The sequence below is a fragment of the Halomicrobium sp. HArcel3 genome (assembly GCF_058933135.1).
On the sequence record NZ_JBZYDN010000003.1, the window covers coordinates 163,274 to 176,784 of the forward strand.

Genomic DNA, 13,511 nt, shown 5'->3' on the forward strand with positions numbered 1-13,511 from the left:
GAGTAAAAGCCTCGGGTGTCGGCGGTCGTCGCGTGTCAGAAGGGTGGTCGGTCCGCTCGGCGGATCAGGAACGCAGTTCGGAGACGTCGAAGACGGGCTTGCAGGTCCCGCCGCCGACGAACGTCTCGAAGGCCTCGTCGGCGTCGAGCAGCGAGAACCGGTCGTCGATGAACGTCTCTGCGTCGACGTCGCCGGTGTCGATCAGCCGGAGGGCGTTCTCGAAGTCCTGGTACATCGACGCGTAGGAACACTGGAGGTCGATCTCGGCGCGGACGAGCGGGGAGTACTCCATCGTGGTCTCGCCGGTCTGGCCGACGAGGACGATCTGGCCCCCTTTCCGGACCTCCTCGACGGCCGAGGGGAGCCCGGAGGGGTGGCCCGTCGTGTCGAAGACGACGTCGTAGCCGACGCCGTCGGTCAGGTCCTCGCGGTAGGCCTCCATGTCGTCCGTGGCGACGTTGATCGTCTCGAAGCCGAGTTCCTCGGCGAGCGGGAGGCGGTAGTCGGCGTCCTGGCCGACGCCGGAGACGACGACCTCGGCGCCCTGGGCCCGGGCGATTTGGGCGGTGAGCAGGCCGATCGGACCTGGGCCCTCGACGAGAGCGCGGTCGCCGGCGCGGACCCGCGAGTTCTCGATGACGGCGCGGGCGCCGATACTCGTCGGCTCGACCATGGCGGCGTGTTGCTGCTCGACGCCGTCGGGGATGGCGTGGAGGGCGTCCTCGGGGACGACGAGATACGGCTCGTAGGCGCCGTCGTGGTCGACGCCGGTGATGACGGCGTTCTGGCAGACGTTCGATTCGCCGATCTCACACTGGTAGCAGTCGCCACAGCCACGGATCGGCCGCTCGACGACGCGGTCGCCGACGCCGAACTTCGTGACGCCATCGCCGACTTCGACGACGCGCCCGGAGTACTCGTGGCCGATGACGGTCGGGAGGTTCATCCGCTCGAAGGCGGACTCGAACTCGTAGATTCCGGCGTCGCTCCCGCAGAGCCCGGCGTAGTCGACCTCGACGAGCGCCTCGTCCGGCCCGGGTTTCGGTCGGTCCCGATCGACGAGTTCCATTCCACCACGGCTCCGGCTGGTTTTCGCAAGCCCTCGCATAGCGGAATTTCGAGTGTGGTTCGTAATAAAGTGTTGGGTCGATCCCCCGCCCGCCGTCCGCATCCGGAAGCGTAATACGGCGAAGCTGTCATCGTGAACGCATGGTAGCCTACGAGCACACGCCGGTATCCGTCGAGGGCAAACGAGCCGTCGTCGTCGGCGGAACGAGCGGTATCGGGCAGGCCATCGCACTGGGATTCGCCTCGGAGGGCGCCGACGTCGTCGCCACCAGTCGGACCGAGGACGCCGTCGAGGAGACCGCCGACGCGATCGAGGACCTCGGGGCGAACACGGCCCGCGTCACCTGCGACGTCACCGACCGGGCGTCGCTGGACGAGGTCCGTGAGACGGCCGTCGACGCCTTCGGCGGCATCGACGTCGTCGTCGCCTCCCAGGGGGCCATCTCGCGGGCCTCGGTGCTGGGCATCGAGGACGAGGAGTGGGACTTCGTCACCGACGTGGCGCTGGACGGCGTCCGGAAGGTGACCCAGGCGATGGCGCCCGCGATGGACGAGGGCGGCTCCATCGTCAACATCTCCTCGATGGCCGCGCGGCTCTCGATGGCGAACCTGCCGGCCTACTCCGCGGCGAAAGGCGGCGTCGAAGCGTTCACCCGCGCGTCGGCGAAAGAACTGGCCCCCGAGATCAGGGTCAACGCCATCGCGCCCGGCTTCATCATCACGCCGCAGAACGCCGACACCTACGCCGAGGGGACCGAGAAACGGGCCGAGATCGACGAGCGCGCGCCGCTCGGCCGGGTGGCTGACCGCGAAGAGGTCGTCGGGGCGGCGATTTACCTCGGTAGCGACGCCGCCTCCTACGTGACGGGCGAGGTGCTCACCGTCGACGGCGGGTTCGGCGACAGCGCGTTCTGAGCCTCGAACGCCGCGGCTCGGCGGAGAGAGAACGGTTTTCAGAGGTCCTCGTCGACGTGGTCGGCCGCTTTCAGCGACAGCGCGGCGATCGTGAGGGTGGGGTTCATCGCCCCGCCGGTGGTGAACACGCTGCTGGAGGCGATGGAGAGGTTGTCCAGGTCGTGGGTCCGCAGGCGTTCGTCGACGACGCTCGTCTCGGGGTCGGCCCCCATCCGCGTCGTGCCCATCGGGTGACTGCCGGACAGCGGCCGTCGCGGGCTCGTCGACCAGGTGATGCGGGCGCCGGCCTCGTCCATGATATCCCGCTGGACCTCGAGCGCTCGCTCGCCGGTCCGGACGCCGTGGTCGCCGATCGACCACGCGACGTCCGGCACTGGGTTCCCGTGGTCGTCGGTCCGCGAGGTGTCCAGGGTGATGCGGCTCTCCGCGTCTGGGAGCTGTTCGACGAGGGCCTCGGTACCGACGTGCGTCCCGTACTCCCGCGAGACGGCATCGACGACCTCGTCGCCCCATGCGCCGTTCTCGAGGGCCAGTTCGACGGGCGAGGGGCCGGCGTAGTTGAGGAACGCGACGAAGAAACTGCCCGGCGTCGACTCTTCGTGGTCGTAGAACTGGTGGGTCGCCGCCGTCGAGAAGCCGACCTGGTGCTGTCGGGTCTCCTCGGAGACGACGCCCATCGTCATGTGCAGCAGGTGGTCCATGAAGTACCGGCCGACCGCGCCGGAGCTGTTTGCCAGGCCGTCGGGGTGCTGCTCCGACTCGGAGAGCAACAGGAGCCGCGGCGTCTCGACGGCGCCCCCCGCGAGGACGAACTGGCGCGCTTCCTGGCGGTGCTCGGTCCCGTCCGGCGTCGCGTAGACGGCCACCTCCACGCGCTCGCCCGCGTCGTCGTGTTCGAGGCGCTGGACGGGGACCCGATCCAGAACCCGGGCGCCCGCTTCCTCGGCCTTCCTGACGTGGACGTCGCCGCTGTACTTCGCCCCCGACGGACAGACCGGGTGGCAGGTGCCGTAGCCGACGCACTGGCTCCGGTCGTCGTAGGCCTCGCTGTTCCGGGCCTGCGGGATGGAGTGGGTCTCGATCCCCAGTTCCTCGCAGGCCGCCGACAGCATCGTGTCGGAGTGGCTCGGCGGGAACGCCGTCATCGGGAACGACTCCTCCCGCGGCGGGGCGAAGGGGTTGTCCTCGCCCCCGGCGACGCCCATCTCGCGCTCGGCCGCGGCGTAGTAGGGGCGGACGTCCTCGTAGGCGATGGGCCAGTCGTCGGCGAGGCCGTACCGCGAGTCCATCTCGAAGTCCTTCTCGTGGAACCGCGGCGTGTAGCCGATCCAGTGGAGCGTCGTCCCGCCGACGCCCTTCACCCGGACGTCGTTGAGCGGGTAGTTCAGGTCGCCGCTGGAGCGGAAGGCGTCGCGCTCCCCGCCCATCTCCCAGACGTCCGACTGGTCGAACGCCGGTCGCTGGTGGCGCTCCATTCGACGGATCCGCTCCTCGAAGGAGAAGCGCGGGCCCGCCTCCAGGACGACGACGTCGTGGCCACGCTCGGCCAGCGAGTGGGCGACGATACCGCCCGCGGGCCCGGCGCCGACGACGCAGACGTCGGCCAGGTCCGAGGGCTCGCGGTTTGCGGACCCGTTGGTCTCGGACCCCTGGTCGGTCGCGCTCATCGCTGTGCCCCCTGGTACGACTCGAGCCCGCCCGGGTGGCCCGGCGGGTTCTCGGTGCCGACGAGCTCCCCGCCCGTCGGCGAACTGAACAGCGCGTACAGCAGTTCGTTGACGAGGTAGAACCGGATCCGCTCCAGGTCCGACCCCGCTGGATCGGGTCTGACCCGGTCCAGGCCGACGTCGGTGAGCAGCCGGTCGCCCTGCTCGGGCGACAGCTCGCGGAAGTTCGACTCGAACTCCTCGCTCGCGTGGTCGTCCAGCACGGCGACGGCGTCCGCCATCCCGGTCCGATGGTCGTCGTCGTTCTCGATCCGGCCAGTGACGTACGTCCGGACGAACTCGGCCGCGTCGTCCACCTCGGACGGGTACAGTACCGGGGCGAGTGCGGTCGCCGTCTCGACGATGTCCTCGTGTGCGTCGTTCGTTGCACCCTCGTCGTCGTTCGATTCTGACCCCCGGTCGCGGTCACTCGCGACCAGGACCGCGCCGCCACCTGCCACGCCCGCCGCAGCCAGCGCTGCGATGGCGTCTCGCCGTGTCAGCTCCATAGCAGAGCCGTTCGACGGAGTCACAGTAATAAGTACGCATTGGGGCGGTCCCGGCGGCCAGGTGGCAACGGGGCAGCCTGTCGACCGGTCACGCCGACTCGATCCAGACCGTCATCGCGCCGGGGTCGCGATTGTCCCACGCGTAGTAGGGAACCGCTCTGACTGGCACGTCCTCGGTCTCGACGTCGTCGGTTGGCCGATAGAGCGCCCCGTCCCAGGCCTCAACGTCGCTGGCCAGGCCCGCCGCGTCGAGCGCGACGACCCCGCCGAGCAGATCGGGGTCGAACGAGGCCGTCACGTCGGCGTCGTCGGGCAGCGCGATGGCCTCCACCGGGACGTCGTGGTCCGCTTCCTCGAGGCAGTAGACGAGCGGGCCGCGCCGGAGCGCGACGCGACCCGCGTTCTCGCGGACTTTCGGGTGGGCGGACAGCGTCTCGACCGGTTGCGAGAACGAGAGTTCGAACCGGTCGCCGGCCGCCCACTCGCGGTCGACGGCGACGTAGCCGTCCTCGGCAGACGACGCGACCGTCTCGCCGTCGACCGTGCCCTCGACGTCTTCCGCCCAGGCCGGCACTCGGACGCGCAGTTCGAACTCGACGGGCTCGTCGTGGGTGAACTCGACCGCCGTCTCGCTCTCCCAGGGGTAGTCGGTGGACTGGGTGAACGACACGTCGTCGCCGTCGAGCGTCGTCGTCACGTCGCTGCCCACGAACTGGTTCACGTAGATGGCGCGGTCCCGCTCGGACCGGGCGTAGAGGTAGCGGCCGAGTGAGGCGAGCAGTCGTGCAGCGTTGGGCGGACAGCAGGCCACGTAGAACCACTCCTTCCGGTGGTGGTCGCCGTCGCTCTCCAGCGGATTGACGTAGAAAAAGCGGTCGCCGCTCTCGCCGATGCCCGAGAGGAAGCCGTTGTAGAGCGTGCGTTCGATCAGGTCGGCGTAGGTGGAGTCACCGGTGAGCTCGTGGAGCCGACGGTTCCAGAAGATGCTTCCGATGGCCGCACACGTCTCCGCGTAGGCGGTGTCGTTCGGAAGGTCGTAGTCTTCGGTGAACCCCTCGTGTTCGTGTTCGGACCCGATGCCGCCGGTGACGTAGCTCCGCTTCTCCGTCATGTTCCGCCACAGCCGCTGGACGGCGTCGAACAGGTCCGCGTCCTCGCGCTCCTGGAGCAGTGACGTCGCGGCGGTGTAGTAGTACATCGCCCGGACCGAGTGGCCTTCGACCGTGGTCTGGTCGCGTATCGGCAGGTGGTCTTGCGCGTAGCTCCCGTCGTACTCGCCGTCCACCAGGAAGTGCTCCCGCGCGACGTCGGCGGAGCGCTCGCCGTGGTGGACGAACTCGGCGCCGGCGATGTCGTCGATGTTCGCGAGTTCGTCGGCCAGCGGCGACGGATCCTGGCCCCGGACGTCGACGAAGTGCTGGGCCAGGTCGAGGTAGCGCTCCTCGTCGGTGACCCGGTACAGTTCGACGAGGGCGAGTTCGATCTCCTCGTGGCCGGGCACGCCGTCGTCGCCCTCGGGGCCGAATCGCCGGTCGACGTGGTCGGCGAACGCCGTCGCGACGTCGAGTAACGCGGTGTCCTCGGTCGCCCGGTAGTGGGCGACGGCGGCCTCGATGAGGTGGCCGGCACAGTACAGTTCGTGCATTACGGCCAGGTTCTCCCACCGGGCCTCGGGCTCCTCGAGCATGAAGTACGTGTTCAGGTAACCGTCGTCGGCCTGTGCGGCCGCGAGGAGGTCGATGACCTCGTCGACCCGGGCTTTCAGGTCCGGGTCGTCGCTCCTCGCGAGGACGTAGCTCGCCGCCTCGAGCCATTTGTAGGCGTCCGAGTCGACGAACATCGGTCCCTGGAAGCCGCCTTCCTTCTCGTCGGCGACCCGGCGGAAGTTCTCCAGGCAGCCGTGCTCGGCGAGCTGGTCGTACTGGTGTGCGATGGTCACGTCCCGGTTGGTCTCGAGACGGCGATTCCAGAACGCGTCGTCGATGGCGACGTCGCCGAGCGGCAGTGACTCGGCAGTCGCTTCTGGTCCGGCTGGCATCCCCTGAAACCAGGTCGGCGACCAACTAATAGCTGTCCCAGTGACGCCGTTGGAGACGCCTGAATCGGCCCCATTCCAGAGGTTTGTTACGCTGTCGAGCGTGTTCTGAACCGTCTATGACCGGCCCGCAGTATTCCGTCGGAGTGGCCGACGGCGAGACGGGACGGCGTTGGGACGGCTGCCGATGGTTCCCTCCTTCGCCTGGGACAAACCCCGAGCTCGGCCAGATGCAGGTCTGGACGCGGACGGAGTGACCCACGACTACTCGCTCTTTTTCGATCGGGTCACGGAATCGGAACCGGCGGCGGAAGAATGAGAACTGTCGTCGAAGGTCGTCCTCAGTCGTCGGCGACCGGCTGGGCGGTGCGCTGGCTCTCGGCGAGGATGTTCGTTCCGTCCTCGGGGTGGAAGAGGTGGACGTTCTCCTCGTCGAAGGCGATGAACACCTCCTTGTTCTCCTCGGGCTTGACGTCGCCGGGGACGCGGACGCGGCACTCGTCGTCGCCGACCTGGAAGTAGAGGTAGTTGTCGGAGCCGACGGGTTCGAGGACGTCGAGGTACGCGCTGACGTCGTTTCGACCGCTGCCGTCGGCGAGGTAGATGTCCTCTGGGCGGATGCCGAGGACGAGTTCGTCGCCCTCGCCGGCGTACTGGGTGACGTGGTCGACGGTCTCGGCGGAGAGTTCGTACTCGAAGTCCGGGCCGACGAGGCGCGACCCGTCGAACGTGACGTCGAAGGTGTTCATCGACGGGCTGCCGATGAAGTCCGCGACGAAGAGGTTGGCGGGGTGGTTGTATATCTCGTCGGGCGTCCCGACCTGCTGGATCTCGCCCATGTCGAAGATGGCGACGCGGTCGGACATGGTCATCGCCTCCTCCTGGTCGTGAGTGACGTAGATGATCGTCGTCCCCAGGTCCTCGTGGATGCGCTGGATCTCCGTCCGCATGTGCATGCGAAGCTTCGCGTCGAGGTTGGAGAGGGGCTCGTCCATCAGGAACACTTCGGGGTCCCGGACGATGGCGCGCCCGGTGGCGACGCGCTGTTGCTGGCCGCCGGAGAGGCTGCCGGGCTTCTTGTCGAGCTGCTGTGAGATACCCATCATGTCGGCGGCCTCCTCGACGCGGTCGTTGATCTCCTCCTTGCCCAGGTCCGTCGTCAGCTTCAGTCCGTACGCCATGTTCTTCCGCGCGGTCATGTGCGGGTACAGCGCGTAGTTCTGGAACACCATCGCCGTCCCACGGTCCTGTGGGCTGACGTCGTTGACCACGCGGTCGCCGATGCTGATCGTCCCGTCGGAGATACTCTCTAGCCCAGCGATCATCCGCAACAGGGTCGACTTCCCCGACCCCGAAGGACCGACGATGGTCATGAACTCGCCGTCCTTGATGTCGAGGTCGATGTCGTCGACAGCGAGGATATCGTTGCCGCCGTCGTCGTACACCTTCGACACGTTCTCGATGGTAACCTCACTCATGCCTCAATGATTGCCCAGACAGGGTAAAAACGTTTTCGTGTTTGGGAACTCTTGACCGGTATCTCTGGTATTAATTAGGGGACGTATTTGGCCGGTATGTATCCCCCCTGCTGTTCTGGTCGATCACCACCAGTCACGGACGAGAGGAGTGGGACATCGTTGCACGATTGTCCTGGTTAATATTACCATCTCCTCCACAATCCATGTTACAACCGCAGTAACCTTTATTATCATTAAGAACAACCCCGATAGTGATGCCAACAAATAGCAGTGGTAGTGGCAGTGGCTCTAGCAGTGAGTCGAATCGGCGAACGACGAAAGAGAGTCGCAGCCGTCGTCGGTTCCTCCAGGCAGCGGGTGCGACCGGTATCGCCGGTCTCGCCGGCTGTTTCGGACTCGGTGGCGGCGGCGACGGTGGCGACGGCGGCGACGGCGGCGGTGGTAACGGCGGCAGCACCGGCGGCAGCGGGGGCGGCGGCGACATCGAACTCTCGTACTGGACGCTGTTCGGTGGCGGCGACGGCGCGATCATGAAGGCGATGATCGACCAGTTCAACGAGGAACAACCGCTCGGCGACAACATCACGATCAATCGCCAACGGACCCCGTGGGACGAGCACTACGACCGGCTGTTCACCTCGATGACCGGTGGCGAGCCGCCGGACATGGCCATCTCGCACGCGTCCTACATCCGTCGGTTTCAGGACACGCTGATGACTATCGACGACTACGTCTCGACGGACGACTACGTCCAGTCTATCCTCGACGCGTGTGTCCTCGAGGACAGTCAGTACGCCGTTCCGCTCGATTCCCACCCGGTCGGACTGTACTACAACATGGACATCTTGAACGAGGCGGGCGTCGAGCCACCGTTCGAGAACTTCGGCGAGTTCGAGGAGGCCTGCAACGCGATTCTCGAGAACACCGACGCCATGCCGTTCAGCCCCGACCCCTACTGGGGTGGTGGCGGCGGCTTCCGCCAGTACTTCATGGCGCTCAATCAGCTCGGCGGCAGCCTCTTCAACGACGATCTCACGGAGGCCACCTTCGGCGACGAGGCCGGGACCGCGGCGCTCGAATACCTCGTGAGCATCTCCGGTGAACGCGGCTGGGACCAGGCGGACATCTCCGAGGACCGCGTCGCCCAGAGCTTCCGGAACGGAAACATCGCGATGACGGTCAACGGGACCTGGTACGTCAACGTCATGCGCGAACAGGAGTACGAGTGGGGCTTCCAGAAGCCGTACGTCGTCCCGAACGCGGAGCAACTGGCGACGACGGCCGACAGCCACACGATCATCGTTCCGCAAAAGTCCAACGCCAGCGAAGAGCGCCTCCAGGCCACCGTCGACGCGGCGGAGTGGATCGCCCAGGAGAACCCACAGTGGGGCTCCGAAGCCGGTCACCTGCCTGCCTACAACCCGATACTCAACGGCGACGAGCTCCGGGAGGCCGACATCTGGGACAAGACGCTGCAGGACTACATGGAGATGGCCCAGGACGACCAGCTCGCCTACTGGCCGCAGCTCCCGAACGCTGACCTGTACTCTGGCAGTAACTGGACGTGGCTGACCGACGCCTACTCCCAGAACACCCCGCCCGAGGACGCCATCCAGCAGGGCGTGGACACCTGGAACTCCCAGCTGCAGTGACAATACCGGTACACGCACACAATGTCTGTCACTGACCGATTCGACGGGATCAAGGGGGTGATCAGTTCCGACAGTCGCTCGCGGAAGGAGCTGATCGAGGGAATCCTGTTCTCGCTCCCCTACCTCGTCATCTTCGGCACGTTTCTGCTGTACCCCCTCGTGATGGGTGGGTACATGAGCCTGTTCGACTGGAACGCCATCGACCCGACTCAGTCGGTCTTCATTGGGCTCGAGAACTACCAGCAGCTCATGGGCGACGATGGCTTCTGGAACGCCCTGAAGAACACCGGCTACTTTGCGGTGCTCACCGTCCCGTCGATCCTCGTCGTCGCACTGGGTCTCGCACTCGGTGTCAACCGCGACATCAAGGGGAAGGGCCTGCTTCGGGCTATCTTCTTCAGCCCGTACATCCTGACCGTCTCGGTGACGGCGCTGGTCTGGATCGACCTGTACTCGACCCAGTACGGGATGATCAACCACTATCTGGGGATGATCATGGCGAATCCACCGCAGTGGCTCCAGACGAGACTCACTGCGATGCCCGCTATCGCGATGACGACCGTCTGGTGGCTCGTCGGGTTCAGCTTCGTCATCCTGCTGGCTGCCCGTCAGAGCGTGCCAGAATACCTCTACGAGGCGGCCCAGCTCGACGGCGCGGGCACCTGGCGGCAGTTCAGGGACGTCACCGTTCCCCAGATCCGCCACGCCATCTTCTTCGTCATCATCATCAACATCATCTGGGCGGCCCAGGTGTACGGCCAGCCGTACGTGATGACCTCGGGCGGTCCGGGCAAGACGACGGAGACGCTCGTCATGTACCTCTACCAGTCGGCGTTCAGCCAGCGAAACTTCGGCTACGCCGCCGCCATCGGGTACGTCCTGACGGGTATCCTCGTGCTGGTCTCCATCGCGAACTACTACTTCCTCGGAGGCGACAATGAGTGACTCATCAGCAACCGTAAACCGGTTTGAATCGTTCAGTGTCGGCGACGTCTCTATGCGGAGCGTCGGCGTCCACGTCGCCATGTACGGCGCAGCCTTGCTGTTCGTGCTGCCGTACCTGTACATGATCTCGACGTCCCTCCAGACCCAGCAGGAGGCCGTCTCCGAGGGGATGCACTGGATCCCCGACCCGATCACGTTCGCCGCGTTCACGAACCTGTTGACGGGGTCGCTGATCGTCCAGTGGGCGATCAACACCCTCATCATCGCGTCGGTGACGACGCTGCTCGTGTTGCTCGTCGACTCGATGATCGCGTTCGCGCTGACCAGGCTCGACTGGCCCGGCCAGCGCTACGTCCTCGGGCTCATCATCGCGAGCTTCATGGTCCCGGGCTTCGTCAACATCATCCCGCTGTACATCCTCATCGCCGACCTCGGGCTACTCAACAACTACGCCGCGGTGATCCTGCCGTTCGCGGCCGGGCCGCTCGGCGTGTTCCTCCTGGCCCAGTTCTTCAGGGACCTGCCACACGAACTCCAGGAGGCCGCACAGCTCGACGGCTTCTCGAACCTGCGGATCTACACGCACATCATCCTGCCGCTCTCGAAGTCGATCCTGACGGCGCTGGCGCTGTTCATCTTCGTCTGGAGCTGGAACCAGTTCCTCTGGCCCCTGATCGTGCTCCAGAGTGAGGCCGCCTACACGCTACCCATCGGGGTCGTCGTGCTCCAGGACAACTTCACCTACCAGCCGGCGGTGACGATGGCGTCGGCGCTGATCGCGTCCGGACCGCTGTTCATCCTGTTCCTGTTGCTGCAGGAACAGCTCATGTCCGCCGTCGAGATGCAAGGGGTAACCTAGTTAACGCCCCGCCCCATCCGTTCGCGTCATGAGGGACGCGGACTCGAAATCGGTCTATCGATCGTTTATCGCTGCGACCCGTTTTTTCTACGAGTACGGTCCGAGAATGGTACTGCTGAGCGTCGTCTGGTTCGTCTGCTCGCTCCCGCTGGTCACGATCGGCCCGGCGACGCTCGGGGCCTACGCCGCGGTCGTCTCGGTCCGGGAGACGTACAAATTCGACCGCGAGCACGTCGCCAGCGTCCTGAAGCGCCACGGCGTCTCGGCGATGCTCCTCTCCGGCGTCCCGCTCGTCCTCGGCGTCGTCTCAGTCCTGTACGTCCTGGAGTACTTCGCGAGTCCGTCGACGTTCCTGCTCGCCCTCTCGGTCGGATCGGCCTACGCCGGCGCGTACGCGGCGCTCGTCCTCGTGCCGACGTTCGTCGGCCTCGCCACCGGGGGCGACCTCGAAGCGTCGGTCCGGGGCGGGTTTCGCTGGACCAGCGCCAACGCCGTCGGCGCCGTCACGCTCGCGATGGCGACGCTCGTCGCCTTCCTCGTGACCGGCCTGCTGACCATCGCCTTCCCGCTCGTGTTCGCCGGCTTCGCGACGGCGTTTCACGTCCACGTCCTCCTCGACCCGCCCGAACACGAGCAGGCCGCCGAGCAGGACGAGACGATCTACGCCGGCGCCGACGGCGCCCGGGGCGCGAGCTGAGCAGTCTCGGTCGCCAGCTCACCCGGCGCCGAATCGCCCGTGACGGATCACGTGTGGCCAGAAATCCCGCCGCCGGACCGCCGTGACCGATTGTTTTATAATCCGGCTTGGATAGTATGTACCTGTATGACAGACGCGAACGTCACCGTCCACACAGAGGCGGCTATCGACCGCATCGAACCCGAACTGCACGGCCACTTCTCCGAGCACCTCGGGCGCTGTATCTACGACGGCATCTGGCACAGTCAGGACGCCGATGGTGACGGTTTCCGCGAAGACGTCATGACGCTGCTCTCGGACCTGGACATGCCCGTTCTCCGCTGGCCCGGCGGCTGTTTCGCCGACGACTATCAGTGGGAGGACGGCATCGGGCCCCGCGAGGACCGGCCCCGGCGGCGCAATCTCTTCTGGTCCCAGGACCGCTCTGAGGTCCCCGAAGAGCCCAACACGTTCGGCACCGACGAGTTCCTCGAGTACTGCGAACGCGTCGGGACCAAGCCGTACCTGGCGACCAACGTCGGCTCGGGCGACCCGCAGGAGGCGACCGACTGGGTCGAGTACGCCTGCTACGACGGCGACACCGAACTCGCGAACCGCCGACGCGAGAACGGTCGCGACGAACCCTACGACGTCCCCTACTGGGGCATCGGCAACGAGAACTGGGGCTGTGGCGGCCGCATGTCGCCCGAACAGTACGCTCGCGAGTACCGCCGGTTCGCCACCTACGTCGGATCGATGGACAACCTGATGCTCGACGAAGAGCTCGAACTCATCGCCTGCGGGTTCGAGGACCACGAGTGGAACCACCGCTTCATGGAGGAGGTCGGCAAGTCCAGCTGGGGCGTCGAGTACCCGCTCGACCACCTGACGCTGCACCACTACTACGGCCGGACGATGTCCGTCGCCGAGGCCGACGAGGACGACTACGACCAGTTCCTCGTCGAGGCCCTGGAGATGGACCACCACATCGAGCGCATCGCCTCCACCATCGACGCCTTCGCCTCGACGCGCGACATCGGCGTCATCATCGACGAGTGGGGCGCCTGGCACACCGAGGCCGTCGCCGAGAGCGGCCTCGAACAGCCCGGCACCGTCATCGACGCGCTGTCGGCGGCCGTCGTCCTCGACATCTTCAACGACCACGCCGACGTGATGACGATGTCCAACATCGCCCAGACCGTCAACGTCCTGCAGTGCCTGGTCGAGACGGAAGGCGACGAGGCCTGGGCCCGACCCACCTACCGCGTCTTCGACCTCTACGCCCCCCACAAGGGCAACGAGGCGGTCCAGACGTCCATCGACGCGCCCACGCGCGACGTCGGCGACGAGGAACTGCCCCTCGTCGGTGCGTCCGCGTCGGTCGACGACGACGGCGGCGTCTACGTCACGGCGACGAACATGGACACCCGCGGTACCCACACCGTCGAGATCGACCTCGTGGGTGACGCCGGGAGCGACGTCGACGCGAAGGTCCTCTTCGAGGGCCAGGAGCCCGACATGGTCGTCGACGCCGACAACGCCGACGAGTTCGCGGCCGACGACCTCGACGCTACCGTCGAGGACGGCGTCCTCACCGCCGAACTCGAACCGTCGACGGTCGCCGGTATCTCCATCCGGTAAGCCGGCCCACGGTCGTCGCTATTTTCC

The 13,511-nt window shown here is 66.4% G+C and carries 11 protein-coding genes; 6 read left to right on the forward strand and 5 right to left on the reverse strand.

Going from position 1 to position 13,511, the window contains the following annotated elements:
• Positions 1-64 precede the first annotated feature (64 nt).
• Complete coding sequence (locus tag AC5FRV_RS10390; protein ID WP_493561024.1) at positions 65-1,108, reverse strand: zinc-dependent alcohol dehydrogenase; 1,044 nt, start codon at positions 1,106-1,108, stop codon at positions 65-67.
• 101 nt (positions 1,109-1,209) lie between these two features.
• Here AC5FRV_RS10390 and AC5FRV_RS10395 point away from each other — a divergent pair, with 101 nt between their 5' ends.
• The gene (locus tag AC5FRV_RS10395) at positions 1,210-1,983 is read left to right on the forward strand and encodes an SDR family NAD(P)-dependent oxidoreductase (RefSeq protein WP_493561025.1); all 774 of its coding nucleotides are present in this window, start codon (positions 1,210-1,212) and stop codon (positions 1,981-1,983) included.
• A 38-nt stretch (positions 1,984-2,021) separates the two neighbouring features.
• On the opposite strand, the gene AC5FRV_RS10400 is transcribed toward AC5FRV_RS10395, so the two are convergent.
• From AC5FRV_RS10400 to AC5FRV_RS10415, 4 genes are all read right to left on the reverse strand, one after another.
• On the reverse strand, positions 2,022-3,650 hold the full coding sequence (locus AC5FRV_RS10400; protein ID WP_493561026.1) for a GMC family oxidoreductase: 1,629 nt from the start codon (positions 3,648-3,650) through the stop codon (positions 2,022-2,024).
• Positions 3,647-4,198 carry a gluconate 2-dehydrogenase subunit 3 family protein gene (locus AC5FRV_RS10405; RefSeq protein WP_493561027.1) on the reverse strand — a complete coding sequence of 184 codons (552 nt, stop codon included), beginning with the start codon at positions 4,196-4,198 and terminating at the stop codon, positions 3,647-3,649. The genes AC5FRV_RS10400 and AC5FRV_RS10405 overlap by 4 nt, the downstream gene beginning before the upstream one ends.
• 88 nt (positions 4,199-4,286) lie before the next feature.
• Positions 4,287-6,236 (reverse strand): glycoside hydrolase family 127 protein, encoded by a 1,950-nt coding sequence (locus AC5FRV_RS10410; RefSeq protein ID WP_493561028.1) that lies wholly within the window; start codon positions 6,234-6,236, stop codon positions 4,287-4,289.
• A gap of 338 nt (positions 6,237-6,574) precedes the next feature.
• A complete protein-coding gene (locus AC5FRV_RS10415) occupies positions 6,575-7,711 on the reverse strand; it encodes an ABC transporter ATP-binding protein (protein WP_493561029.1) in 1,137 nt (378 codons plus the stop codon).
• Positions 7,712-7,965: 254 nt separating this feature from the next.
• On the opposite strand from AC5FRV_RS10415, the gene AC5FRV_RS10420 reads away from it, so the two are divergent.
• The 5 genes from AC5FRV_RS10420 to AC5FRV_RS10440 all read left to right on the forward strand — a co-directional run bounded on the left by AC5FRV_RS10420 (position 7,966) and on the right by AC5FRV_RS10440 (position 13,484).
• Positions 7,966-9,363, forward strand: a complete 1,398-nt coding sequence (locus AC5FRV_RS10420) for an extracellular solute-binding protein (protein WP_493561030.1) — start codon at positions 7,966-7,968, stop codon at positions 9,361-9,363.
• Positions 9,364-9,384: 21 nt separating this feature from the next.
• Complete coding sequence (locus tag AC5FRV_RS10425; RefSeq protein ID WP_493561031.1) at positions 9,385-10,308, forward strand: carbohydrate ABC transporter permease; 924 nt, start codon at positions 9,385-9,387, stop codon at positions 10,306-10,308.
• Positions 10,301-11,167: a carbohydrate ABC transporter permease gene (locus AC5FRV_RS10430; protein WP_493561032.1), complete on the forward strand. Its 867-nt coding sequence runs from the start codon at positions 10,301-10,303 to the stop codon at positions 11,165-11,167. The genes AC5FRV_RS10425 and AC5FRV_RS10430 overlap by 8 nt, the downstream gene beginning before the upstream one ends.
• A 106-nt stretch (positions 11,168-11,273) precedes the next feature.
• The gene (locus AC5FRV_RS10435; RefSeq protein ID WP_493561033.1) at positions 11,274-11,864 is read left to right on the forward strand and encodes a YesL family protein; all 591 of its coding nucleotides are present in this window, start codon (positions 11,274-11,276) and stop codon (positions 11,862-11,864) included.
• A gap of 126 nt (positions 11,865-11,990) precedes the next feature.
• On the forward strand, positions 11,991-13,484 hold the full coding sequence (locus AC5FRV_RS10440; RefSeq protein ID WP_493561034.1) for an alpha-N-arabinofuranosidase: 1,494 nt from the start codon (positions 11,991-11,993) through the stop codon (positions 13,482-13,484).
• Positions 13,485-13,511: the final 27 nt, after the last annotated feature.

Excerpts from the sequence above, each read along its gene's own strand:
- AC5FRV_RS10390 (WP_493561024.1), bottom strand. The coding sequence starts at position 1,108 with ATGCGAGGGCTTGCGAAAACCAGCCGGAGCCGTGGTGGAATGGAACTC.
- AC5FRV_RS10395 (WP_493561025.1), top strand. The coding sequence starts at position 1,210 with ATGGTAGCCTACGAGCACACGCCGGTATCCGTCGAGGGCAAACGAGCC.
- AC5FRV_RS10400 (WP_493561026.1), bottom strand. The coding sequence starts at position 3,650 with ATGAGCGCGACCGACCAGGGGTCCGAGACCAACGGGTCCGCAAACCGC.
- AC5FRV_RS10405 (WP_493561027.1), bottom strand. The coding sequence starts at position 4,198 with ATGGAGCTGACACGGCGAGACGCCATCGCAGCGCTGGCTGCGGCGGGC.
- AC5FRV_RS10410 (WP_493561028.1), bottom strand. The coding sequence starts at position 6,236 with ATGCCAGCCGGACCAGAAGCGACTGCCGAGTCACTGCCGCTCGGCGAC.
- AC5FRV_RS10415 (WP_493561029.1), bottom strand. The coding sequence starts at position 7,711 with ATGAGTGAGGTTACCATCGAGAACGTGTCGAAGGTGTACGACGACGGC.
- AC5FRV_RS10420 (WP_493561030.1), top strand. The coding sequence starts at position 7,966 with ATGCCAACAAATAGCAGTGGTAGTGGCAGTGGCTCTAGCAGTGAGTCG.
- AC5FRV_RS10425 (WP_493561031.1), top strand. The coding sequence starts at position 9,385 with ATGTCTGTCACTGACCGATTCGACGGGATCAAGGGGGTGATCAGTTCC.
- AC5FRV_RS10430 (WP_493561032.1), top strand. The coding sequence starts at position 10,301 with ATGAGTGACTCATCAGCAACCGTAAACCGGTTTGAATCGTTCAGTGTC.
- AC5FRV_RS10435 (WP_493561033.1), top strand. The coding sequence starts at position 11,274 with ATGGTACTGCTGAGCGTCGTCTGGTTCGTCTGCTCGCTCCCGCTGGTC.
- AC5FRV_RS10440 (WP_493561034.1), top strand. The coding sequence starts at position 11,991 with ATGACAGACGCGAACGTCACCGTCCACACAGAGGCGGCTATCGACCGC.